General features: G+C 73.1%; 18 protein-coding genes. 6 read left to right on the forward strand and 12 right to left on the reverse strand.

Going from position 1 to position 23,745, the window contains the following annotated elements; genetic code table 11:
* Nucleotides 1-114 precede the first annotated feature (114 nt).
* Together ACVGV0_RS12860 and ACVGV0_RS12865 are read right to left on the reverse strand one after the other, a co-directional pair.
* Complete coding sequence (locus tag ACVGV0_RS12860; RefSeq protein ID WP_459155909.1) at nt 115-1,344, reverse strand: TetR/AcrR family transcriptional regulator; 1,230 nt, start codon at nt 1,342-1,344, stop codon at nt 115-117.
* 4 nt (nt 1,345-1,348) lie between these two features.
* Entirely contained in the window at nt 1,349-1,873 is a 525-nt protein-coding gene (locus tag ACVGV0_RS12865; RefSeq protein WP_459155910.1) for an XdhC family protein, read from the reverse strand.
* 644 nt (nt 1,874-2,517) lie between these two features.
* Here ACVGV0_RS12865 and ACVGV0_RS12870 point away from each other — a divergent pair.
* Together ACVGV0_RS12870 and ACVGV0_RS12875 are read left to right on the forward strand one after the other, a co-directional pair.
* Nucleotides 2,518-5,058 carry an ATP-dependent Clp protease ATP-binding subunit gene (locus tag ACVGV0_RS12870; protein WP_459155911.1) on the forward strand — a complete coding sequence of 847 codons (2,541 nt, stop codon included), beginning with the start codon at nt 2,518-2,520 and terminating at the stop codon, nt 5,056-5,058.
* Nucleotides 5,059-5,399: 341 nt separating this feature from the next.
* Nucleotides 5,400-6,248: an NAD(P)-dependent oxidoreductase gene (locus tag ACVGV0_RS12875; RefSeq protein WP_459155912.1), complete on the forward strand. Its 849-nt coding sequence runs from the start codon at nt 5,400-5,402 to the stop codon at nt 6,246-6,248.
* 21 nt (nt 6,249-6,269) lie between these two features.
* Here ACVGV0_RS12875 and ACVGV0_RS12880 read toward each other — a convergent pair whose 3' ends face one another.
* Nucleotides 6,270-8,345 (reverse strand): putative bifunctional diguanylate cyclase/phosphodiesterase, encoded by a 2,076-nt coding sequence (locus ACVGV0_RS12880; RefSeq protein WP_459155913.1) that lies wholly within the window; start codon nt 8,343-8,345, stop codon nt 6,270-6,272.
* Nucleotides 8,346-8,755: 410 nt separating this feature from the next.
* On the opposite strand from ACVGV0_RS12880, the gene ACVGV0_RS12885 reads away from it, so the two are divergent.
* Nucleotides 8,756-9,910 (forward strand): beta-ketoacyl synthase N-terminal-like domain-containing protein, encoded by a 1,155-nt coding sequence (locus ACVGV0_RS12885; protein WP_459155914.1) that lies wholly within the window; start codon nt 8,756-8,758, stop codon nt 9,908-9,910.
* A 76-nt stretch (nt 9,911-9,986) separates the two neighbouring features.
* On the opposite strand, the gene ACVGV0_RS12890 is transcribed toward ACVGV0_RS12885, so the two are convergent.
* A complete protein-coding gene (locus tag ACVGV0_RS12890) occupies nt 9,987-10,694 on the reverse strand; it encodes a dienelactone hydrolase family protein (protein ID WP_459155915.1) in 708 nt (235 codons plus the stop codon).
* A gap of 82 nt (nt 10,695-10,776) precedes the next feature.
* Nucleotides 10,777-11,901: a J domain-containing protein gene (locus ACVGV0_RS12895; RefSeq protein ID WP_459155916.1), complete on the reverse strand. Its 1,125-nt coding sequence runs from the start codon at nt 11,899-11,901 to the stop codon at nt 10,777-10,779.
* A 1,058-nt stretch (nt 11,902-12,959) separates the two neighbouring features.
* Between ACVGV0_RS12895 and ACVGV0_RS12900 the strand changes: the two genes are divergently transcribed.
* Nucleotides 12,960-13,706 carry a Mut7-C RNAse domain-containing protein gene (locus ACVGV0_RS12900; protein WP_459155917.1) on the forward strand — a complete coding sequence of 249 codons (747 nt, stop codon included), beginning with the start codon at nt 12,960-12,962 and terminating at the stop codon, nt 13,704-13,706.
* 21 nt (nt 13,707-13,727) lie between these two features.
* On the opposite strand, the gene ACVGV0_RS12905 is transcribed toward ACVGV0_RS12900, so the two are convergent.
* On the reverse strand, nt 13,728-14,531 hold the full coding sequence (locus tag ACVGV0_RS12905) for an SGNH/GDSL hydrolase family protein (RefSeq protein ID WP_459155918.1): 804 nt from the start codon (nt 14,529-14,531) through the stop codon (nt 13,728-13,730).
* Between the two features lie 533 nt (nt 14,532-15,064).
* Here ACVGV0_RS12905 and ACVGV0_RS12910 point away from each other — a divergent pair.
* Together ACVGV0_RS12910 and idi are read left to right on the forward strand one after the other, a co-directional pair.
* A complete protein-coding gene (locus ACVGV0_RS12910; RefSeq protein WP_459155919.1) occupies nt 15,065-16,426 on the forward strand; it encodes a NupC/NupG family nucleoside CNT transporter in 1,362 nt (453 codons plus the stop codon).
* A 236-nt stretch (nt 16,427-16,662) separates the two neighbouring features.
* Nucleotides 16,663-17,244 (forward strand): isopentenyl-diphosphate Delta-isomerase, encoded by a 582-nt coding sequence (gene idi, locus ACVGV0_RS12915; protein ID WP_459155920.1) that lies wholly within the window; start codon nt 16,663-16,665, stop codon nt 17,242-17,244.
* Nucleotides 17,245-17,268: 24 nt separating this feature from the next.
* Here idi and ACVGV0_RS12920 read toward each other — a convergent pair whose 3' ends face one another.
* The 6 genes from ACVGV0_RS12920 to ACVGV0_RS12945 all read right to left on the reverse strand — a co-directional run bounded on the left by ACVGV0_RS12920 (nt 17,269) and on the right by ACVGV0_RS12945 (nt 23,601).
* Complete coding sequence (locus ACVGV0_RS12920) at nt 17,269-17,913, reverse strand: class II aldolase/adducin family protein (protein WP_459155921.1); 645 nt, start codon at nt 17,911-17,913, stop codon at nt 17,269-17,271.
* A gap of 16 nt (nt 17,914-17,929) precedes the next feature.
* Nucleotides 17,930-18,406: a ribose-5-phosphate isomerase gene (locus ACVGV0_RS12925; protein WP_459155922.1), complete on the reverse strand. Its 477-nt coding sequence runs from the start codon at nt 18,404-18,406 to the stop codon at nt 17,930-17,932.
* Between the two features lie 31 nt (nt 18,407-18,437).
* The gene (locus tag ACVGV0_RS12930; RefSeq protein ID WP_459155923.1) at nt 18,438-20,180 is read right to left on the reverse strand and encodes a dihydroxyacetone kinase family protein; all 1,743 of its coding nucleotides are present in this window, start codon (nt 20,178-20,180) and stop codon (nt 18,438-18,440) included.
* A gap of 94 nt (nt 20,181-20,274) precedes the next feature.
* Nucleotides 20,275-21,765: an FGGY family carbohydrate kinase gene (locus ACVGV0_RS12935; protein ID WP_459155924.1), complete on the reverse strand. Its 1,491-nt coding sequence runs from the start codon at nt 21,763-21,765 to the stop codon at nt 20,275-20,277.
* The gene (locus tag ACVGV0_RS12940) at nt 21,762-22,820 is read right to left on the reverse strand and encodes a 2-hydroxyacid dehydrogenase (RefSeq protein ID WP_459155925.1); all 1,059 of its coding nucleotides are present in this window, start codon (nt 22,818-22,820) and stop codon (nt 21,762-21,764) included. Before ACVGV0_RS12940 ends, ACVGV0_RS12935 begins: the two co-directional genes overlap by 4 nt.
* 43 nt (nt 22,821-22,863) lie before the next feature.
* Nucleotides 22,864-23,601 (reverse strand): HAD family hydrolase, encoded by a 738-nt coding sequence (locus tag ACVGV0_RS12945; protein WP_459155926.1) that lies wholly within the window; start codon nt 23,599-23,601, stop codon nt 22,864-22,866.
* Between the last annotated feature and the right edge of the window lie 144 nt (nt 23,602-23,745).

The raw sequence follows: 23,745 nt of genomic DNA on the forward strand, positions 1-23,745 counted from the left end.
ACTAGCCCGCCGGGCGCGCCGCGGTCAATTTCCAAGTGAGTCCATCCTAGACGACACTGTCCGTGATGGCGGTGGTGCCCAGCTGTTTCTCGGCATAAGTGAATGAGCGCTAGCTCACCACGCCTCCGCTGGCGGATCATCGGCGGCCGCGGCCAGCATCAGCGCGGCGGCCGTCGCATCGAGGGCCGCGAGGTGGCGCGCGGCACCCGTGCGCGCGAGATCGTTGGCCAGGGTCAGCGCCGCCTGCACGAGCACCCGCGCCCGCGCGGCGTCCAGTCCCGGCCGCGCCTCGCAGAGCAGCCCGACCCACTCGGCCACGTAGGCGTGCTGCGTCTGGCGCGCGCGGTGCCGCTGGTCGTCCGGCAGGTGGTGGACCTCGCTGACGAGGATGTCGATGAACCGGCCGTGGTCGAAGGCGAAGTCGGTGTAGGTGCGCTGCAGCGCCCGCAGGGCGTCCGCGGGGTCCGGGTGGCGCGCGAGCGTGCGCTCCAGCTCCACCTCGAGCCACGCCGAACCGCGCATGATCACCGTGCTGAGCAGCTCCTGCTTGCTGGCGAAGTAGTTGTACAGGCTCGGCCCCGACATGCCGGCCGCCGCGCCGACGTCCTCGATGGTGACCTGGGTGTAGCCGCACTCGGAGAACAGCCGCGTGGCCGCCGAGAGCACGAGCCGGCGGCGCGAGGCGCGGGCTGGCACGGAGGCGGACCGCTGCGGTCCCGCGCGAACGTCCGGACGGGCGAAGCGGCGCGGGGGTTGGTCGAGCACGACCGCGAGCATCGCCCGCAGCAGGTGCTCGAACTGCCCGCGCGGCAGCTCGGCGCGGTGGTAGGACGGGCTGGTCAGCACGCTGAACAGGCACCACGCGCGGAACCACGCGTCCTCGCGGCTGAGCTCGGGGCGGCGGGCCCGGGCCACGCGCTCCAGCGCCCGGGCGACGCCGCGCAGCTCGTCGCGGAGCGCCTCCCGCTGCGCCGCGGGCAGGTGCCGCGCTTCCCGCTGCCAGAGCACGCCGAGCTGCCGGTGGTCGAGCGCCTGCGTGGCCAGTTCCGCCACGACGGGCTCCACGTCGGAGACCGCGAGGCGTTCGGCGCCCGCGCGCAGCGGGCGCATCTCGTCGAGCACGACCTCGGTCAGCAGGTGCTGCTTGCCCGCGAAGTGGCGGTACAGCGCCGAGGAGCGGACCCCGACGGCTTCGGCGATGTCGCTCATCGACACCTGGGCGTAGCCCCACCGGTGGAACAGCTCGGCCGCGGCCGCGGTGATCAGCGCCCGCCGGTTGCGCGGGCGCGTGTTGCGCGGCGGCGCGTTCGTGCTCTCGATCTTGTGCGCCGAGTTCCTGCTCATGCCGTCACCGGTGGAAACCCCCGGCGCGACCGTTGCGGTCGGCCAGCAGCCCGGCCACGGTCGCGATCGCGATCTCCGCCGGGGCGCGCGAACCGATGTCCAGCCCGATCGGGCGATGCACCCGGGCGATGTCCTCCTCCGCCACGCCGAGCTCGCGCAGCGCCCGCACGTGCGGGCCCTCGTGCCGCGGATTGCCCATGACACCGATCCACCGCACGGGCCCGGCGAGCACGTCGCGCAGCAGCGGACCGAGCTCCGCGCGGTGGTGGTCGGTCACCACGACGTCGGTGGTGGAGCTCCACCCCCCGGCCGCGGACAGCACCGGGACGCCGGACCCGCGGAGCCCTTCCGCGCGGGCGGCGTCCGGTTCCAGCAGGTGCACGCGGAAGCCCGCGTCGGCGGCGTAGCGCAGCAGGCGCTCGGCGACCGGGGAGGCGAACACCGCGACGAGCTCGCGGTCGGAGTGCTCCTGCGCGCCGTCGCCGTGGGCCACCGCGCAGGCGGGATCGTGTGCCGGCTGCTCCGTCATGGCCACAGTGTGCCAGGGCGCCGCCGCACCCGTGATCGCGCGCGCCGGTGATCACGGGTGCCGGGAGGCCGCGCTGCCGCGGCTGCCCGGACCCGCCGCCCTGCGAGCGCGACCTCCGCACCACCTCCGCCTCGGGGCCGCGTTCCCCGCGGGCGGGCTCCTCCGCGCGGGCTCCGCGCGGGCGGGGTGCTGCGCACCGGCGCCTCCCCGTCCCGCGCCCTCCGCACGTGCGCGCGGCCCGCCGCACCACCCACCTCCGCGGCGGGAATACGCCCCCGCCCGCGCGGAGTTGTGCGGGGCGGATCGCCGGGTGCACCGGCCGGCTCGGCGGAGCCGGCCTCCCGGCAGCAACGTCGCGCGTGCTCACCACCCGCCCGCTCCGATCCCCTCCGAGCGGCCCGGTGCTCCTCGGGCCGTACCGCGGGTGCCGCTGAGCGACCTGCGCGCGAGGAGAGGTGCCCGGTTGCCCGCGGAGCTGCCGGGCGGAGCGGGGACCTCCACCCACCCCCGCTGTGACCCTCGTCATGATCACCCCCTCACGGAATGCAGGAGCATGCGCTAACGTTGCTTGATAACAGCAGACTCAACGAGATGGCGGCGAAGCCTGGCAATGAGGCTCAGTCCGCCCTTGCGAGGAGGAGACCATGCCGACCTTCTTCGGACCCGCGGGGTTCGGCCAGGGGCCGTTCGACGAGTACTTCGCCCGCTTCTTCGGACCGCAGGGCGGCGGCCCGAGCGGCGGTGACGAGGGGCGGCGCGTCAACCTGACCGACCTCATGACCGAGCAGACCCAGCAGCTGCTCGCCGAAGCCGCCCGCTTCGCCCGCGAGCGCGGCCAGTCCGAGCTGGACGCGCTGCACCTGCTGTGGGCCGTGACGCAGCAGCAGCCCACCGCCGGGGTGTTGCGCCAGGCCGGGGTGGACGTCTCCGCGTTCGCCGAGACGATCCGCTCCAACCTGCCGCCGGCCGCGCAGGCCGGGGGCGACGAGGCCGAAGCCGAGGTCTCGCTGACCCCCGCCGCGAAGACGGTGCTGGCCGACGCCCACCGCGTCGCCCGGACGCTGGGCTCGACCTACATCGCCCCGACGCACGTGCTGCTGGCCATGTCCGCGAGCAGCGACTCCGAGCCGGGCCGGCTGCTCAACGGTGCCGGCGCGAACCCGGAGACGGTGCGCTCCGCGGCGCAGGCACCGCAGCAGACCGATGAGCAGGCCCAGCAGAGCAGCGAGACGCCGACGCTGGACCAGTACGGCACCGATCTGACCGCCCGCGCGCGCGGTGGCGAGCTCGACCCGGTGATCGGGCGCGGTCAGGAGATCGAGGAGACCATCGAGATCCTGTCGCGGCGCACGAAGAACAACCCGGTGCTCGTCGGCGAGGCCGGTGTCGGCAAGACGGCGGTGGTCGAGGGCCTGGCCCAGCGCATCGTCGACAGCGAGGTGCCGGACGCGCTGTCCGGCAAGCGCGTGGTCCAGCTCGACCTGTCCGGCATGCTGGCCGGCACCCGCTACCGCGGTGACTTCGAGGAGCGGATGACCAAGGTCATCGACGAGATCACCGAGCAGGACAACCTGATCGTGTTCATCGACGAGCTGCACACGGTCGTCGGGGCCGGGGGCGCCGAGGGCGCCGTCGACGCCGGCAACATGCTCAAGCCCCGGCTGTCCCGCGGCGAGCTGCACGTCGTCGGTGCGACCACGCAGGACGAGTACCGCAAGAACATCGAGAAGGACGCGGCGCTCGAGCGCCGGTTCCAGCCGGTGCGCGTGGGCGAGCCGAGCACGGACGACGCGATCGGGATCCTGCGCGGACTGCAGGACCGCTACGCCGAGCATCACGGCATCCGCTACAGCGAGGACGCCCTGGACGCGGCGGTGCGGCTGTCCGACCAGTACCTGACCGACCGGAACCTGCCGGACAAGGCCATCGACCTGCTCGACCAGGCCGGTGCCCGCAAGCGCCTGGCCACGGCCGCGCCGACCAGCCGGGTCGGCCAGCTGCGGCAGCGCATCGGGACGCTGGAGCAGCAGAAGGACGCGGCCGTCGCCGAGGAGGACTACGAGCGGGCCTCCGGGCTGCGCGACGAGATCAACGCTGCGCAGACCGAGCTCGACCAGCTGTCCTCCGAGTCCGGTGAGGCTCGCGCGGAGGTGGAGGTCACCCGCGAGGACATCGCGGAAGTGATCTCGCGCTCGACCGGCGTGCCGGTCAGCCAGATGACCACGGCCGAGAAGGAGCGGCTCCGCAACCTCGAGACCGAGCTGCACCAGCGGGTCGTCGGCCAGGACGACGCGGTGCGCGCCCTGGCCCGCGCCGTGCGGCGCTCCCGCAGCGGTCTCGGCGAACCGAGTCGCCCCATCGGCAGCTTCATGTTCCTGGGCCCGACCGGCGTCGGCAAGACCGAGCTGGCCAAGGCCCTGGCGGCCGCGCTGTTCGGCGACGCCAAGCGCATGGTCCGGCTGGACATGAGCGAGTTCCAGGAGAAGCACACGGCCAGCCGGCTCGTGGGTGCGCCCCCGGGCTACGTCGGCCACGGCGAGGCCGGTGAGCTGACCGAGTCCGTGCGGCGCAACCCGTACTCGGTGGTCCTGCTCGACGAGATCGAGAAGGCGCACCCGGACGTGTTCAACACGCTGCTGCAGGTGCTCGAGGACGGGCGGATGACCGACGGTCAGGGCCGGACCGTGGACTTCAGCAACACGGTGCTGATCATGACCAGCAACCTCGGCGCGGACATCGTGTCCAGCAAGTCGGGTGCGATCGGCTTCAAGACCGGCGAGAGCCGGGAGGACGACTTCGCGGAGCGGATCATGCCGCGCCTGCGGGAGGAGTTCCGCCCGGAGTTCCTCAACCGGATCACCGAGGTCGTGGTCTTCCGCCAGCTCACCGGTGAGCAGCTGCGGACGATCACCCGGATGCTGCTGGACCGGACCGTGCAGCGCCTGGCGGAGCGCGACATCGACGTCGAGTTCAGCGATGCCGCGGTCGACTGGATCGCCGAGCGCGGCTACCAGCCCGAGTTCGGTGCCCGGCCGCTGCGCCGGACGATCGAGCGGCAGGTCGACGACCGGATCAGCGACCTGCTGCTGGACGACGAGCTCGACGCGGGCACTCGCGTGGTGGTGGACGCCGCCGACGGGGAGCTGACCGTCACGACCACCACCAGGGCGGCCCCGGCCGCGTGACGGTCCCGGCCCCGCAGCGAGGACGGATCCCGCAGCGCTGACGAGGCGCCGCAGCGAGGACGAGGGGCGGGTCCACCGCAGGTGGGCCCGCCCCTCCGCGCGTCGCGGGCCGGTTCCGCGCGGCCGCGTTCCGGCGACGGTCCGCGCTCCGGGGCCGGTCGTCCCGTTCCGGTGCCGGCTTCCCGTTTCAGCACCGCGCCGCTGCGGACATCCTGCGGTGGCGGGGGAACCGCACGCCGCCACGGGCGAGGAGGAGCGATGCCCGGTCTCCTGCCGCGAGTCGTGCACCGCACGCTTCGGGCAGCAGCCTCCGGGAGCCCGTCGTGTTCGAGAGGAATCCCATGACCACCATCGCCTTCCTCGGCACCGGGACCATGGGAGAACCCATGGCCCGCAACCTGCTCGCCGCGGGCTTCGACGTGCGCGCGTGGAACCGCACGAGCAGCAAGGCCCAGCACTTGGCCGCGCACGGTGCGCACGTCGCCGACACCCCCGCGGGCGCGGCCCGCGGGGCCGACGTCCTCATCACGATGCTGCTCGACGCCGGGACGACCGTGCGGGCGGCGGAACCGGCGTACAAGGCCCTCGACGAGGACGGGATCTGGCTGCAGATGGCGACGATCGGCTTGAGCGGGATGCGCGAGGTCGCGCGCATCGCCGGCAGCTCGCTCGTCGACGCGCCCGTGCTGGGCACGCGCAAACCTGCCGAGCAGGCCACGCTCGTCGCGCTCGCCGCCGGCGACCCCGCTGTCCGCGAACGCGTGGCCCCGGTGCTGGACGCGATGGCCGAACGGACGCTCTGGCTCGGCGAGGACGCCGCGGGAGCCGCGGGAACGCGGCTCAAGCTCGTGGCCAACAACTGGGTGCTGGCGCTGACCAACGCCGTCGGCGAGTCGATCGCGCTGGCCCGGCACCTCGGCGCTGATCCGCAGCGGTTCCTCCAGGCGATCAGCGGTACCGCCACCGATTCGCCCTACGCGCAGCTGAAGGGCGGCGCCATCCTCGGCGAGGACTTCGCGCCGTCGTTCACCACCAGCGGTGCCGCCAAGGACGCCGACCTCATCGCCGAGGCGGGTGAGGGCCTGCGGCTCGACCTGGCCGAGGGAGCGCGCCAGCGGTTGCGGCGCGCGGTCGCCGCCGGGCACGGCGACGAGGACATGGTCGCCGCCTACTTCGCCTCCTTCGAGTGACCCCCGGCGGGCGGCCCCTCGTCATTCGCGCTGCAACCCCGCGCGCAGCTCGGCGGCGGGAAGCGGGTGCGAGAACAGGTACCCCTGGTACAGGTCGACGCCCAGCTCGGTGAGGGTGTGCAGCTGGCTCGTCGTCTCCACGCCTTCGGCCACGCAGGTGCGGTTGAGCACGCTGGCGATGTCGGTGACGGCGCGGGCGATGGCGTGGTCGACGGTGCTGTCGTCCACGCTGGCCACGAACCGGCGGTCGAGCTTGACGGCTTGGGCCGGCATGTCCTTGAGCCGGGCCAGCGAGGAGTACCCCGTGCCGAAGTCGTCGATGGCGAACCGCACGCCGTGCTCGGCGAGTTCCGTCATGGCGCGGTGCGCCGCAGGGGTGAGCTCCACCAGCTCCGTTTCGAGCATCTCCAGCACGACCCGGTCGGGCGGGATCCCGGATTCGGCGATGATCCCGGTGACGTCCTCGACGAAGCGCGGGTCGGTGGGCAGCAGCTGCGCGAGGTTGACGGCCACGGCCGGTGGCTGCCCGCCGGCGGCGGGCCACGTGGCCGCTTCCCGCAGCGCGGTGCGCAGCACCCAGCAGTCGAGCTCGCGCAGCAGATCGGCCTGCTCGGCCACGGGCAGGATCGTGCCGGGGGTGAGCATCCCGTGCTCGGGGTGCGGCCAGCGCAGCAGCGCTTCGGCCTCCACGACGGTGGCATCGGTGGAGACGATCGGCTGGTAGTGGAGGGCGAGCTGGTCCGTGCGCATCGCCTCCCGCAGCTGCCCCTCGAGGCGCAACTGGGCCTCAGCCGCGGAGACGAGCGCCGGATTGACCAGGGAAACGCGGCCGGGGCCGCGCTTCTTGGCCTGGAACATGGCCATGTCGGCGTAGCGCAGCAGGTCCTGGCCGGTCATGCCGCCCTCGAACATGGCGGCTCCGGTGGAGGCGGAGACGCTGATGAGCTCGTCGCGCACGGGCACCACGGTGCGCAGCGCCGCCGAGACGTGCTGGGCCAGCCGGTCGAGCTCCTCCCCACCGGGGTCGACCTCGGGGCAGACGACGAGGAACTCGTCGCCGGAGATGCGCGCGACGCAGCAGCCCTCCGGCACCTCCCGCTCCAGCCGGCGCGCCAGGGTCGTCAGCAGTTCGTCCCCGGCCTCGTGCCCGAGCGAGTCGTTGATCCGCTTGAAGTTGTCGATGTCGCAGAACAGCAGCGCGATCTGCGTGCGCTGCTCGCGGGTGAGCTCGGCGAGGACGTCGTTGACCCCCTTGCGGTTGAGCAGTCCGGTGAGCTCGTCGTGCGTGGCCTGGTGCCGCAACCGGTCCTCGGTGGCGCGCTGCTCGGTGATGTCGCGCAGGATGACCTGGTAGGCGGGGCGCCCGCGCCACATGATGCGCACGGAGACCGACTCGACGAGCACGGTGCTGCCGTCGAGGGGGTGCATGGTCACTTCCGTCGGTTCCGTCCGCTCACCGTGCGCGTCCAGTGCGGCGATGCGCTCGCGCAGCGCGGGCAGCGCGGGGGCCGCGATGAAGTCGCTGATGGGGCGGCCGAGGATGGCGGTGTCCGCCTCCGCTCCGACCAGGCGGACGGCCGCCGAGTTGACGTAGGTGACCACACCGTCCTGGTGCACGCAGATCGCCACCGGGGTCAGCTCGGTGAGCAGCCGGTAGCGCTCGGCGAGATCCGCGAGCGCGCGGCGGTCCTGGTGCGCCTCCGAGGTGTCGGTGACGGCACCGAGCAGTTCCTCCTCGCCGCCGCGCCAGGAGCGGCGGGCGCGGAAGCGCACCGCGCGCTCGCGCCCGTCGGGGGCCTGGAACGACTGCTCCAGCTCCAGGTCGCGCCAGACGGGGGCGGTGCGCGCGGACACGATCAGCGGGGCGGCGAGCTCCTGCAGGCGGGAACGCTGCTGCTCGAACGCGGTGCCGGGCATGGCGAGCAACCGCTCCAGCCCCGTGGAAGTCCAGCGCACCTCGTCCCGGGCGAAGTCGTACACCCACAGGACGGCGTCGTTGAGCGCGAGGGCCAGGTCCACGAATTCCCGGTCCGCAACGCCCCCGTCCAGCTCGTCACCTGCCGGGAGACGGTCGGCATCCCGAGGTTCAGACTGCATGGCCCCTCCGACCGCTCCGACCGATGAGCAAACCGGTGGTCACGCTGGGAACGACGACCTCCTACTCCATTCGGATCCGCCGACTCCCACCGTACTGGCACCCGGTGCCCGCTACCGGATGGCGGAACCCGGGGACGCCACCCGAAAAACACGTTGCGCGCAAGACAACACCTTGGGCCTGCGTCCTTTTTGTGTGATCTTAATCCATTACGGCAATACTCGTGGGATCGCGAACACATTTAGTGTCCGAACAGCGAACCTCCTCGTCACCGTCGGATGAAAGCGCGGACACAGCAGCACGATCGCACGCCCCGGCGCCACCTCCGCCTCGCGCCCCTCCCCCGCTCACCGTTCCGCGCCCCGCACCTTCCCGCCTTCCACCGCGCAGCGGACGACGGAGGAGACATCCGATGACGAAGCAGCACTGCGACATCACCGGCATCGGCGCGGTCACCGGCTACGGCTGGGGAACCCGGGCGCTCTGGGACGGGCTGTGCAGCGGGGAGTCCGCCGCCCGTCCGCACACCGAGCTGTCCGCGGATGGTCAGGACGACGTCTGGGCCGCGACCGTCACCGACGGCGGCGACCCGGCCGACGGCCGGGGACGCTTCCAGCGCGCCATGCGCGCCGCCGCCCGCGAGGCCGTCCAGGACGCGCGGCTCCGCGGCTGGCGGCCGACGGGCACCGTCGGCCTGCTGCACGCGGTCGTCCTCGGCGAGGTGGACCTGTGGAAGGACTTCTACCTCACGAGCAACGGCCGCCTGCCGGTGCGCGACTACCTCTCGCTCATGCCGTCGACGCCGATCTCCACGCTCATGCAGGAGCACGACTTCCACGGCCCCGCCATGAACGTCGGCGCCATGTGCGCCTCGGGCAACGCCGGGCTGCTCACCGCCAAGGCCTGGCTGGACGCCGGCATCGTCGACGACGTGCTGTTCCTCGCCAGCGACCTGTCGATCACCCCGGAGAACGTCGAGCACTTCCGGCGGCTGGGCGTGGCCGTCACCGACACCGAACCGCTGCAGGCCTGCCGGCCCTTCCAGGAGGGGAGCCGGGGCTTCATCATGGGCGAGGCCTCCGTCGGCATGGTGCTCTCGCGCCGAGCGGCGAACCCGTACCTGCACGTCCGGGGCGGGGCCATGACCCACGACGCCCACCACGTCACCTCGATCGACCCGAACGGCGCCGAGATCACTCGCTGCTTCACCGAAGCCCTGGACAACGCCGCGGTCGACCCGAGGCGGGTGCGCTACCTCAACGCCCACGGTCCCGGAACGACGCAGTGCGACCGCACCGAGGCCGCGATCGCCGACGAACAGCTGCCGAACGCCGAGCTGTACTCGGTCAAACCCCTCGTGGGGCACTGCCAGGGCGCGGCCTCGGCGGTCGAGCTCGCGGCCTCCGCCCTCGGGCACGACCGCGGCCTCCTGCCGGCCCCGCGGCCCGTCGCCTCCGGGCACGAGCGCCTGCTGGCCGGTCCCACCGCGGCGCAGCCGGGGACGACGGTCAAATCCGCGATCGGCATGGGCGGGCACAACTCCGCGCTCGTGCTCGACACGCCCTGACCCGTTCACCGCTGGTCGCGGAACCACTGCGCACCGGATCCGCGCGTCCCCGCGGCGGGTCCTCCCCACCGGGCCCTCACCGCTCGGACCCGCCGAGCTGCGCGCGCAGGAACCGCACGGTGCGCTGCCAGGCCGATCCCGCGGAATCCGCGTGGTAGCTCGCGGGATTGCGGTCGTTGCAGAAGGCGTGCCCGGCCGGGTACAGGTGGATCTCCGGGTGCACCGGCGAGTCGCGCTCCACGTGCTCGCGCAGCTCGGCGATCGCCTCCCGGCTGATCGTGCGGTCGTGCTCGCCGAAGTGGCACAGCATCGGCGAGGTCAGCCCGGAGAAGTCCGTCTCCGCCACCGCCGGCAGACCGTAGAAGGGCACGGCGGCCCCGACGCAGTCGCCCTGCTGCGCGGCCAGCACGATGGCGAACTTGCCGCCCATGCAGAAGCCCACCACGCCGACGCGGGCGGACGTCGTCCGCGGGTGCGCCAGCAGGTGGTCCACCGCGCCCGACAGGTCCCGCGTGGCCTGCTCGACCGGGAGCTCCTGCATCATGCGCGCGGCTTCGGAGGGGTCGTGCGTGGTGCGCCCGCCGTAGAGGTCCGGAGCCAGCGCCACGAACCCCTCGCGCGCGAGGCGGTCGGTGATGTCGGCGATGTGGTCGGTCAACCCCCACCACTCCTGGATGACGACCACACCGGGGCCGGGCGCCTCCGGCTCGGCGAGGTACCCGTGCGCGGTGCCCCCGTTGCTGGGGAAGCTGACGTTCTGCTGCGGCCGACTGCCCTCGGTCACCGTTGACCCTCCTCGCTTCGCGTTCGACGACCCCATCCTCCCGCCCGCGCCCCGCCGGGCCCCGGAGCGGGGCGCGGCGCGATCAGCACGTGACCACCCGGTCGAGCACCGCCACCACCGCGTCCCGGTCCACCGCCGCCGCATCGGCGGCCAACCAGCCGCCGATGTCGCGGACGAACCGCGCCGGCGTCATCAGCTCCACGTTCCCCGGCGCGTCCTCCTCCGCGGTGACCTCGCCCTCGCGGTTCGGGTACAGCAGCGCGACACCCCGCACCTGGACGCCGGGCAGCAGGTCGGCGAAGGCGGCCATCCCGTCGGCGAGCGCCGTCGCACCCCCGCGGAACCGGTGGCCGTTGCGCCACACCGACCCGTCCGCGTCGATCGCGTAGTGCCCGGGCAGCCAGCTCTTCGGCTCGACGAGCACCAGGCGGCGGCCGCACAGCACCGCGTGCGGCACGTCGGCGAACACCGACCCCGGCCAGGCGAGCCCGTGGAAGATCCGCGCGCCCGGCATGCGGGTGAAGTACCGCTTGCACAGGTGCGCCGTGAGCACCTGGACGCGTCTGTCCTGCTGGTCCGGAGCCCCGAAGACCCGTTGGCCGCCGAGCCGGGCGTGGAAGTCCCGCTCCCCGCGGCGCGCGCGGAGGTACCGCCGCAGCATCACCACCACGGCAGCTCCGGCGGTGATCACCAGCGACAGCCAGGAACCCAGCAGCACCCCGCCCAGCCGCACGGTCGACCCGGTGAGCAGCAGCAGGCCCCAGGCGCCGAACATCGCCAGCACCGAGGCGCGGTCCGGGCCGGACGCGGGCACCAGCCGGACGCGATCGCGCGGGTCCACCCGGTTCCACCAGGGCAGGTCCTCCGGCCCGAGATCGGGCAGCCGCGGCTCGTGGCGCGGGTCCTCGCCGAAGGCGGAGCGCTTCCAGCGGGCCCCGCGCGGGAACGTGCGGGCATCGGGCGCGGAGGGCTCGCCAGAGCCGCGCGGGGCGGGGGGCGCCGCCCCGCCGCGGCTCCGGTCGTAGCGGGCGCGACTGGCCGGATCGCGCAAGGTGTCGTAGGCCTCGCGCAGCAGCCGGAAGGTCTTCTCGGTTCCGCCGACGTCCGGGTGCATGGTGCGCGCCAGCGAGCGGTACGCGGACTTGATCTCGGTTGCGCTCGCCTCCGGTGACACCCCGAGCAGCTCGTAGTAGTCGGTCCCGCGCACGTGCTCTGAGTACCTCCGTTCGGCCCGCTCGGCGCCGGTCCGCGCCCGCGACCAAGATCGCAGATCGCCGCGCGGGACGCGACGGACCCGGAGGAGTGAACCACGACCGCCCGGTGAGCTCCATCGAGGAACGCCCGTGATCGGAACGACCGTCCCGTGCGCCGACCGGAGCAGCTCGGCAGCGACCGGGTGCAGTTGCCTCGCGAGGCGAGGGCGCGGGGGCTTTCACCCTCGTGCTCGGGATCATCGGGAGAGTTCGCCACCGCCAACTGCTCCGAGTTTTACTGATCCCGCGCACCACGCGGCGTCTCCGGGAGTGCTTCCACGTCAGCATCCCCGGCGGTGCGCGTCGGGTTGCGCCGCACGGCTGGCACGTTCCACGTCTACTCGCCCCGCGCGGCGGTCAGGTGATCAAGCACCACTTCACCTCGGAGATCACCGCCGAAGCCGCGAAGACGATCGCCGGAACGCCGCGGGGAGACCGAACGTGTCGGATGCGCGGAGGACCAGCGGACCGCGGTGGAGCCTTGTGCGACGCCTGCCGCGACCAGTTCGATCCCGGCAGCTGAGTACGCCGTGTGGCTGCAGTACCCAGCTGTGATCACCACGGAGGAGCGAAGGCCGCGACAGTGCTCCAGGTGCGCGAACGACGTGCGGTCATTCCTCCGGTCAGCCCCTGAGCAGCTGCTCGGCTGCACCGCACGAAAAAACCCGCTGACCGACCGGGTCAGCGGGCTCTTCTCACGGGCGGCCGAGGCGATCGATCGCCTCTCCCTTCCGGCCACCCGGTCAGCCGCGCGCACCCTCTGGAGCGCCTGGGCGGCGCGGCTCGTCCACGTCTGTTGTGCCTGCCGCTTCCGCGCCGCCGGAGCGCGGCCGGCGGAAGCCAGCTGCGGACATGCAGCCAGCCGATGGTCACGCGCAAAGCGCGACGCGCCCGTTGCCCGCCCCCGCCGGCTCGGCCCGCCTGGCTCGTTCTGCGCTGCCGGGCCGCGCCGCCGGTTCCACGCTGCCGGCTCGCGGCGACAGCGCCGGCGCGGTCGGCCATCATGGCCGGTGTGGTGGCCGCGAGCGTCGTGCTGTGCGTCGATCCCGAGCTGCAGCTGTTCCTGTCCGCGCACCGCCGCGCCGGACGGGTGGTGGTGCCCAGCGACGGCACGGCCACCATCGCGCACCTGGCCGAGTCGGTGGGGGTCCCCGCCACCGAGCTCGGCGGCGTCCGGGTGGAGGGGTCCCGGGTGGATCCCACCCACCGCGCCGCCCCCGGTTCGCGGGTGGAGCTGCTGCCGGTGCCGCGCCCGTCCACCACGGCCGAGAGCTTCGTGCTGGACGTGCACCTGGGACGCCTGGCGCGGCGGTTGCGGCTGCTCGGCATCGACGCGTCCTACCGCAACGACGCCGCCGACGACGACCTCGTCGCGCGTTCCCGCGCCGAGCACCGGGTCGTGCTCACGCAGGACCGGCGGCTGCTGTGCCGCCGCTCCGTGTGGGCCGGGGCCTACGTCTACGCCGCGCACCCGGACGAGCAGGTGCGGGACGTGCTCACCCGGTTCGCGCCGCCGCTGGCCCCGTGGACGCGGTGCACAGCCTGCAACGGGAAGCTCGCGCCGGTGCCCAAGCAGGAGGTCGCCGACCGGTTGCCGGCCGGGACGCGGCGCTGCTACGAGGCGTTCGCCCGGTGCCCGGAGTGCGGGCGGGTGTACTGGCGCGGCGCGCACGCGCGCCGCATCGACGCGTTCGTGGCCGAGGCCCGCGCGGTGCACCCGCGCGGAGGCGGAGGTCCCGCCCCCTCCCGCGAGCGGTGAACGCCCGGCCGCGGGCACCGGTCACCCGGCGGCCGCGTCGAGCACGGGCAGGTAGCCGCTCCCGTGGCCCTCGCTGTTGGGGTGGAACGACTCGCTGACCACCACCTCGGGACCGTTGATCCACTCCTGCTCGCCGCACACGCCGTGGCCGTCGAACGTGCCGCGGACGTCGAGGTAGTCGAAACCGGCCCGCTGCGCGGCCTGCTCGATGACGCCGCTGAGCACATCCGCGCCCGCGTTGAGCCGCTCGCGCTTGTGCTCGGTGAAGCCGGGGATCGGGCACGCGCCCGGTTCGGTCAGCCGCGGGTAGCCGAGGACCAGGACGCGGGCGTTCGGCGCTTCCTCGGCGATGGCCCCGTAGGTCTCGTCGAGCGCGGCGGGCAGCTCGCCGCGCGCCCGCTGCTCGCCCTCGCTCACCCGCTCGTCGCAGGTCTCCTCGCTGCCGAGCAGGCACGCCGTGACGATCTCGCCGAAACCGATGTCGTTGCCGCCGACGGAGACCGTGACCAGGGTCGTCGCCTCGTCCAGCGCGGACAGCTGCGCGCCGGTGACGTCGTCGGTGGTCGCACCGCCGCAGGCGACGAAGTCGAACTCGGCGGGATCGTGCTGCTGCGCCCAGAGCTCCGGATAGGCCAGCGGCCCGCGCTTGCAGTCGCCGCTGTCCGGGTCGTACTCACCCGTGCCCACCCCGGAGGCGTAGGAATCCCCGAGCGCCGCGTAGTGCACCACCGGTTCCGCCGCGGCCGCCCCGGCGGAACCCGCCGCTCCCAGAGCGACGGCGAACCCGCAGGCCAGCGCGCGGAACCACCGCGATTCGCACCGCACGTCATGCCCCCTCGTCCTCGCGCGTCCGCCCTCGCCGCGGACGATCACGGCCGCGATTCAACCCGGCATTCAAGGCACAACGGGCTCCCTGGCGTGAATTCGCCGCGCACACCCCTCGACCGGAGGAATCCGCGCTCGGCGACCGGCCGGTCCGCGCGACGCCCTGGCGGCCGGCGCGGCGCACCAGCACCGCGGACCGGCACCGCCCGGTCCGGTCGGGAACCGGTGGCCGGGAACCGGTGTCGGGGAACGGCGGAAATCCCGGAGGCACCGTTCCGCACCCCGCGGTCGGAATCGCAGCATTCCGGAACAACGCGGGGCGGAACCACCGCGCCACCGCGCGCGGGAATCGGCTCCGCTGCGGAAACGGATCGATAACGTTCGCGGCGCGCGCGCAGCGCACGCCGGTGCAGCGGGCGCGTTGCGCCCTCCCGGTGTGGTGGTGTTCGGTGCGGGATGACAACATCCCGTGGTCGAACTGCTCACACCCGATACCGGGCGGGTTCCACAGAAACAGGGAGGGCGGAAATCCCGTGCAAGTCCTGTGGGGAATCGGCGGCATTCTCGTGGTGCTGCTGCTCGCGGTCGCACTGTCCACCAACAGACGCGCGATCCGGCCGCGCACGGTCCTGGGCGCGCTGGCCATTCAGATCGTCTTCGCCGTCATCGTGCTGCGCTGGGACGTGGGCAAGCAGGTGCTCGCGACCGTGGCCGACGGCTTTCGCCAGGTCATCAACTCGACCCGGGAGGGCATCGACTTCCTCCTCGGGCCGGTCATGCCCGAGGATCCCAGCGAGACGGTCGTGGCCTTCCAGGTGCTGCCCGTCATCATCTTCGTCGCCTCGCTGAGCGCGATCCTGTACCACTGGAACATCCTGCAGTGGGTCGTGCGCATCATCGGCGGCGGGCTGCAGAAGGTGCTCGGGACGACGCGCGCGGAATCGCTCAACGCCACCGCCAACATCTTCCTCGGGCAGACCGAAGCCCCCCTGGTCATCCGGCCGTTCCTGGGCCGGATGACGCGTTCGGAGTTCTTCGCCGTGATGGTGGGCGGGCTGTCCACTGTAGCCGGAACTGTGATGGTGGGCTACGCCCTGCTCGGCGCGCGCCTGGAGCACCTCATCGCCGCCAGTTTCATGGCCGCACCGGCGGGCCTGCTCATGGCCAAGATCATCATGCCGGAGACGGAGAAACCGCGCAGCGACCGCGTGCTCGAAAAGCACGGCGGCAACGGCTCCGACGGCGCGGAGTCCGGCTCCGACGGCGCGGGAGGGAACACCTCCGAGGGGTCCGAATCGGACGGCTCCGAACCGGACGAGGAGTCGCAGGGCTCCCCGGGGACCGACCGGCAACCCGGCGAGGACACCGAGGCCGAGCAGAAACCGCGCAACGTCATCGACGCGGCCGCGGCCGGCGCCCTCGACGGGCTGCGGCTGGCGCTGAACGTCGGCGCGATGCTGTTCGTGTTCGTCTCCCTCGTGGCGCTGATGAACCTCATCCTCGGCGGCATCGGCGGGTGGTTCGGCGCACCGGACCTCACCCTGGAGCAGATCCTCGGCTACATCTTCGCGCCGGTGATGAGCGCGATCGGCGTGCCGTGGGACGAGGCGATCGCCGCGGGCGGCTTCCTCGGGCAGAAGATCGTGCTCAACGAGTTCGTGGCGTTCGCCGACTTCGGACCGCAGATCGACCAGTTCAGCGAGAAGAGCGCCACGATCATCACCTTCGCCCTCACCGGATTCGCCAACGTCGGCTCGCTGGGCATCCTGCTGGGCGGACTCGGCGGGCTCGTCCCCCAGCGGCGCAGCTGGATCGCCCAGTACGGGATCCGCGCGATCCTCGGCGGAACGCTGGCGAACCTCCTCAGCGCCGCGATCGCCGGCATCCTGGTGTAGCTCCGCACCAGGAGCGCGGAGGACGCGGAGACTCCGCGGACGGGCCGTTGCGGGCGGGTGGAGGGAGGCGGAGGTCCCTCCCTCCACCCCTCCACCCCTCCACCCCTCCACTCACCTCATCGGACGCTCCCCCGATCGGCCACGTGCTGTACCCGCCCGCTGACGAACCGCTATTCTTGCGCACGCCGCGCACACCGCGCAGGCGACCGAACAGCTCGAGGCGAGGAGGGACTTTCGTGGAACAGGTGGTTTTGCTCGATGACGCCGGAGCGGCCATCGGCGTCGAGGACAAGGCGACCGTCCACCACCAGGAGACGCCGCTGCACCTCGCCTTCTCGTGCTACGTGTTCAACGAGCGCGGCGAATTCCTGCTCACCCGGCGAGCGGACCACAAGCTCACGTGGCCCGGCGTGTGGACCAACAGCTGCTGCGGCCACCCCTCCCCCGCGGAACCCGTGCCGGAAGCGATCGAACGGCGCCTCGGCGACGAGCTGGGCCTGGCCGTTTCCGCTCCGAACGTCGTGCTCAGCGAGTTCCGCTACCGCGCTGTGATGGACAACGGCCTCGTGGAGAACGAGATCTGCCCGGTGTACGTGGCGCGCGCGCACGAGGATCCGCAGCCGAACCCCGAGGAGGTCGCCGAGGTCCGCTGGGTGGACTGGAAGGAGTTCACCGCCGACGTGCTCGCCGGCCGCACCGCGGTCTCCCCCTGGTGCGTGCAGCAGGTGCAGCAGCTCGTGGAGCTCGGTCCCGAACCCGCCCAGTGGCCGAACGACTCCGAGGGCAAACTGCCCGCCGCGGCGCGCTGCCCGGTGTGACCCCGGGCAGCGGCGGCTCCGGGCTCAGCGCTGGCCGTACGTCGTCAGGCGCTGGGCCACGCGGGCCATCTCGTCCGAGCTGAGCAGCTGCGGTTCGCCGACCTGGCGGGCGGTGAGCCACACCTGGCAGAGCCACTCGAGCTGGCGAGCGCGGTTGTAGGCGCTGCGCAGGGTGGAACCGAGGGTGATCGTGCCGTGGTTGCGCAGGACGCAGCCGGCCGAGCCGCTCAGCGCCCGCGACATCGCATCGGCCAGCTCGGCCGAACCGTAGGTGGCGTAGTCGGCCACCCGCACGGTTCCGCCGAACTCGGCGAGCTGGTAGTGCACCGCCGGGACCTCGTCCCGCACGAGCGACAGCGCCGTGGCGTACAGCGAGTGCGTGTGCACCACGGCACCGGCCTCGTGCCGCGCGTAGGCGGTGAGGTGCATGGGCAGCTCCGACGTGGGCTTCATCCGGCCGTCGACCACGTTGCCGTCGAAGTCGACCAGCGGGATGTCCTCGACGGTGAGCTCGTCGTAGTCCACACCGGAGGGAGTCACCGCGACGAGATCGCCGCACCGGATGGAGACGTTGCCGGACGTGCCCACCACGAGGCCGTCCGCGGTCATCCGGCGGCAGATCGCGATGACCTCCGCGCGCTGCTCAGTCCAACCGGAGCTGCCCGACACCTGGTCCTCCTCGGTCCTACGCAGGGTGCGACTCCGCTTCGTAGGCGCTGATCGCGGCGACCTTGCTCGCCGAGGCCGACGCCTCGTCGAAGCGGTGGTCCAGCCATTCCGCGGCGAGCTTACGCGCCAGTTCCCGGCCGATCACCCGCTGCCCGAAGCACAGCACCTGCGCGTCGTTGCTCAGCACGGCGCGCTCCACGGAGTAGCTGTCGTGGGCCGTCACCGCGCGGATGCCGGGGACCTTGTTCGCGCTGATGGCCACGCCCAGTCCCGTGCCGCACACGAGCAGCGCGCGGTCCGCCCCGCCCTCGGCCACCACGCGCGCGGCGTTCACCGCCACGTGCGGGTAGGCCGTGTGCTCGTCCGAACCGACGCCGACGTCGGTGACCTCGGCGACGCGCGGGTCGGCGCGCAGGTCCTCGCGCAGCACGTCCTTGTAGTCCATGCCCGCGTCGTCCGAGCCGACGACGATGCGCCACGTTCCAGCACTCATCACTTCGCACCTTTCGTTCGAGATCACCGGTTCACGCAACCGGATCGGATTCGCGCAGCACCGCGCCCACGCGGGTCACCACCATCGCCAGCGAGGTGGCGCCCGGGTCCGGTGTTCCACGGCTGCGCTCGGCCAGCGGGCGGGCCCGCCCGGTCTTCGGCACCAGCTCCGCGGTCGCTTCGGCCGCCCGCGCGGCGGTCTCGGCCGCGCTGCTCCACAGCGCGCACGGATCCGCGGCGGACTCGTCCGAGCGCAGGCTCTCGACGAACGGCAGGAGGGCGTCGAGCAGGGTCTTGTCCCCCGGCTCGGCACCTCCCAACCGGCGCACCGCGTCCGCGGCCGCGCCGGCCGCCGCACCCAGGTCGGCCGCGGTGACCGCGCGGTCGTCCGGGAGGTTCCCCCCGAAGGACGCCAGGGCCGCTCCCCACAGGGCTCCGGACGTGCCGCCGGCTCGTCCGGCCCACGCGTCACCCGCGGCCGCGAGCACGTCGGCCGGACCGGCTCCCCGCCCGGCGGTCTCCGCAGCGGCCTCCGCAGCGGCTGCGCTGCCCCGCGACATCCCGCGGCCGTGATCGCCGTCCCCGGCGATCGCGTCGAGCTCGCCGAGCCGGTCGGACTCCCGGTCGAGCTCCTCGGCCACCCCGCGCAGCGCGCGCACCACCTGCTGCGCGGTGCGCTGGCCGTCCGGCCCCGCCGCGCGGGGCGGCGCGGCGGTCTCGACGCTCTCCGGGGCGTCGAGCTCCTCCGCGGCGTCCAGGTCGGCGGGCGCGATGCTGCCCTTGCGGTAGGCCGGGGTGTCCACCGGCGCGTGCCAGAGGCGCTCCAGCTCCTCGTCCAGCCAGGTGAGCGTGAGCGAGCACCCGGCCATGTCCAGGCTCGTCACGAGTTCGCCGACCTCGGGCGCGACCACCTCGACACCGGCCTCGTCGAGCAGCCGCGCGACCGTGCGCCACACGACGAACAGCTCCTCGTACTTCGTCGCGCCGAGACCGTTGAGGATCGCGGCCACTCGCGGGCGAGTGCCGTCGGCCGGCACCGGGGCCTCCTCGAGCAGCCCGTCGACGAGGACCTTCGCCAGCTCGGCGGCCGAGGGCATGTCGGTCTCGGACACCCCCGGCTCGCCGTGGATGCCCAGGCCCAGTCCCATCCGCCCGGCGGGGACCTCGAACAGCGGCGCGTCCTGCCCCGGCAGGGTGCAGCCGTCGAAGGCCACGCCGAGGCTGCGGGTGCGCGCGTTGGCGTGCCTGCCCGCGCGCATGACCTCGTCGAAGGAGTAGCCCTCCTCGGCGGCGGCCGAGGCGATCTTGAACACGACGAAGTCGCCGACCACGCCGCGGCGCCGCTCGGCCTCGCCGGCGGGTGCGCTGGCGACGTCGTCGGTGACGACGAGGTTCTCCGCGCGGATCCCCTCCCGGCCGAGCCGTTCCGCGGCCAGCCCGAAGTTCATGTTGTCCCCGGCGTAGTTGCCGAAGGAGAAGATGACACCGCCCCCACTGTCGACCGCGCGGCCGACCGAGTGGGCGTCCTCGGCCGAGGGTGCGGTGAAGATGTTGCCGATCACCGCGCCGTCGGCGAAACCGGGTCCGACCACGCCGCAGAACGCCGGGTAGTGCCCGGATCCACCGCCGGTGACCACGGCGACCTTGCCCCGGCGGCCGCGCCGCGCGCGCACCACACCGCCGGGGACCTGGCGCACGTAGTGCGGGTTCGCGGCGACGAAACCAGCGGTCATGTCCTCTGCGAACGACGAGGGATCGTCATGCAGGCGAGTCATTCGCGTTCTCCTTCGCCAGCCGAACGCGCCCGCGCTGTCGACGAGCGGGCGGCTCGGATCGTTGTCGGTGCGGTGGTGGTTGCGGAACCTTCTGCTACACGGGAGTCCCCAGGGACGTGCTGGGAGCTGCGGCCTGCCACAGCGGCCGAGCGCGCTCCAGGCTCGCCAGGTACTCGCGGTAGCCCCGCTCGTAGAACTCGGCGGCCTCGGGGTTCGGTGCGATCTCGTGCCGCGCCGCGGCCCACTCCTGCCGGTCGATCGGCTCGCCGAGGGCTTCCCACGCGGCCAGCGCCGCACCCCGCGCCCCGACGCCTTCCTCGTCCGGCACGTGCAGCGGCTGGCCCAGCACGTCGGCGAAGATCTGGCTCCAGCCGCTCGACCGCGCCCCGCCGCCGCAGGCGGAGACGGTGCCGTGCAGGCCGGCGGACTCCAGGTTGTGCCGCGCGGCGTAGGCCACGGCCTCGCAGATCGCCCGCACGAGATCAGCCGGTGTCGTGTCCAGCGACAGACCGGTGAACTGCCCGCGGGCGTGCGGCTCCACGAAGGGCGCGCGCTCACCGGAGGTCGACAGGAACGACAGGGCCGAGACCCCGCCCGCCCCGGGCGAGCTCGCCGCCAGCATCTCGTCCAGGCGGTCCACGGTGGAGTTGACCATGCGCAGCACCCAGTCGAGGTTGGCCGTGCCGACCATCGCGGGCATCACCCGCAGGTACTGCGCGGGCCACGGCGTCGCCAGGTACATGCCGGCGGGCTCGCCGCGCGGATCGATGACGACCTCGTCGCGCAGCACCTGGCAACCGAGAGTGGTGCCGATGACCAGCGTTCCGTCGCCGAAACCGCTGATCCCGGCACCGAACGCGCAGGCGGGCAGGTCGAACGGTCCGGCCGAGACGGGCAGGCCCGCCGGCAGGTCGAGCAGCCGCGCGGTCTCGGCGTTGAGCGCGTGCAGCGTGCCGGCGGGCGCGGGGTCGGCGAGCAGGTGGCGGTACTGCTCGATCCCGCAGGCGGCCAGGGCCTGGTCCGAGTAGGTGCGCGCGGCCACGTCGAGGAACGGCATCGACGCGTCGGAGGCGTCGACCGTGACGGACCCGGTGAACCGCTGCACGATCGCGTCCACGCAGTAGCCGGCCACGGCCGCGCGGTCGAGCCGCTCCGGTTCGGTCTCGGCCAGGTGCGCCAGCAGCGGACCGTGGGCCCCGGGGAACATGCCCGAGCCGGTGCGGGCGAACACCTGCTGCGTGACGCCGGAGGCGTGCCAGTGGTCGAGCACGTCGGCGGCGCGGCCGTCCATCCACGAGATCGCAGGTCCGACGGCCTCGCCGTCGCGGTCGCGCAACCACAGGCCGTCCCCCTGCCCCGTCAGGGCGAGCGCCTCCACGGTCTCGCCGATCTCGGCCGCCGCGGTGCTGACCTCGCGGACGACGTCGACGACCGAGCGCACGACCTCGTCGAGGTCCTGCTCGACGCGACCGCCGGGCAACCGGTGCACCGTGCTGCGCACGCTGCGCGCCACCCGCGCGCAGCCGTCTCTGCCCAGCAGGGACGCCTTGGTCACCGACGTCCCCACGTCCACCCCGATGATCATGCCCGCTCGTCCCCGATCCGCTCGAGGACCCCGGGGTTGGCCACGAACCGCGGCCGCTCCCCCTGCACGAAGCGGGCCACGTCGGCGGCGACGATCTCGGCGGCGCGGTGCGCCGTCTGCCGCGTGGCCCCGGCGAGGTGCGGGGTGGTGATCACGTTCGGCGCGTCGAACAGCGGCCACTCGCGCGGCGGCGGTTCGATGTCGTAGACGTCCACGGCCAGCGCCCCCAGGTGCCCGGACCGCAGCATCTCCGGCAGCGGCGCGTAGTCGAGCAGCCCGCCCCGCGCGGAGTTGACCAGCACCGCCCCCTCCGGCAGCAGCTCGAGGTTGTCCGCGTTGAGCAGGTGCTCCGTCTCCGGGGTCAGCCGCGCGTGCAGGCTCACCACGGAACTGCTGCGCAGCAGCGTTTCCAGGGAGACCGCCCGCACGCCGTCGGCGGCCGCGTCCGCGTCGCTGACGAACGGGTCGTGCACGAGGACCTCGGCGTCGAAGGCGCGCAGCGCCCGCGCCACGATCCGCCCGATCGCACCGTAGCCGACCAGGCCGACGGTGCTGCCGGCCAGCTCGATGCCCGCGTTGTCGTAGGCGTAGTAGTCGCCGCGCCAGTTGCCGGCCTTGAGCTCGGCGTCGGAGCGCGGGATGTGCCGCAGCGCGGCCAGGATCATGCCGACGGCGAACTCGGCGGCGGCCGCCGCGTTGCGCCCGGGGGCGTAGCTCACGACCACGCCGCGTTCGGTCGCGGTGTCCAGGTCGACGTTCACGGGACCACCGCGGCAGACCCCGAGGAACTTCAGCTGCGGGCACGCCCGCAGCACCTCCCCGGTGAAGGGCGCCATCTGGGTCGCGACGACCTCGACGCCGTCCAGCGCGCCGAGCAGCTGCTGCTCGGTCCCGCTGGCCTCGGACACGTTGCCGACGGGGCCGAACGGTTCGACCGGCCAGGGCAGCTGCAGTTCGCGACCGGGCGGGGCCTGCTGGCCGAGCTCCCGCTCGATCGCGTCGAGGAACACCCCCGGGGACACGAAGTGGTCGCCCGCGGCGAGAAGTTCACTCATGCCGACTCCTTCGTCTCGTACGTGCCGCCGCGCCCGGGTGCGGTCAGCCGCGGGTGGGCTGCGCCAGCGCCCCCACCAGGTAGTGCCGCACCTCGTCGAGCGAGCCCGCGGTGTAGGCGGACCCGGCCAGCGCGTCCTCCGCCGGCGGGTAGTCCCGGTTGGGGTGGGCCACCACGGTCATCCCGGCCGCGGCCGCCGCGCGCAGGCCGTTGCTGGAATCCTCCACCGCCAGGCACCGCTCGGGAAACCCGCCCAGCCGTTCGGCGGCAGCCAGGTACACGTCGGGGTTCGGCTTGCCGCGCGCGACCTCCGCGCTGGAGACGGTGGCGCTGAAGCGCTCCTCGAGCCCGTTGCGCACCAGGACCGCGTCGATGAGCCGCCGCGGCGCCGAGGAGGCCAGGGCGATGGGCGCGACCTCGGACACCTCGGCGACCATGCGGGCCGCTCCGGCGAGCGGCTCGACCTCCCCGCCGTCGAGCGCGGCGATCATGTCGTCGACGACCGCGCGCTCGGTGTCGACCGGGCTGTCGCCGGCGCCGCTGAACTCGGTCAGGAACGCCGCCCACTCGGGCGCGCTCATCCCCTGCACCTGGCGGGTCTGCTCGGCGGTCCACTCCTTGCCGCGCGCAGCGGCGAACCGCGCCCACATGCGCTCCCAGAGGTGTTCGCTCTCCACGAGCACGCCGTCCATGTCGAACACCACGGCGCGGAACTCCTCCGCCGTCCCCGCGAGCCGACCGGCCTCCGCCGCGCCCTCGACCCCCCGGTCCGGTTGGGCCATGCCGTCCCTCCACATCACGTCGATGCCAGAAAATTAACATGTTCTTGTTTATTAGTCACTACCTTCCTGATAATTCATGGGATGCGACGACGCGCCGACGTGCCCGCACGTGGACGACCACGACGTGCGAGAGAAGATGAAAGC

It is taken from the genome of Salinifilum ghardaiensis, assembly GCF_054491345.1.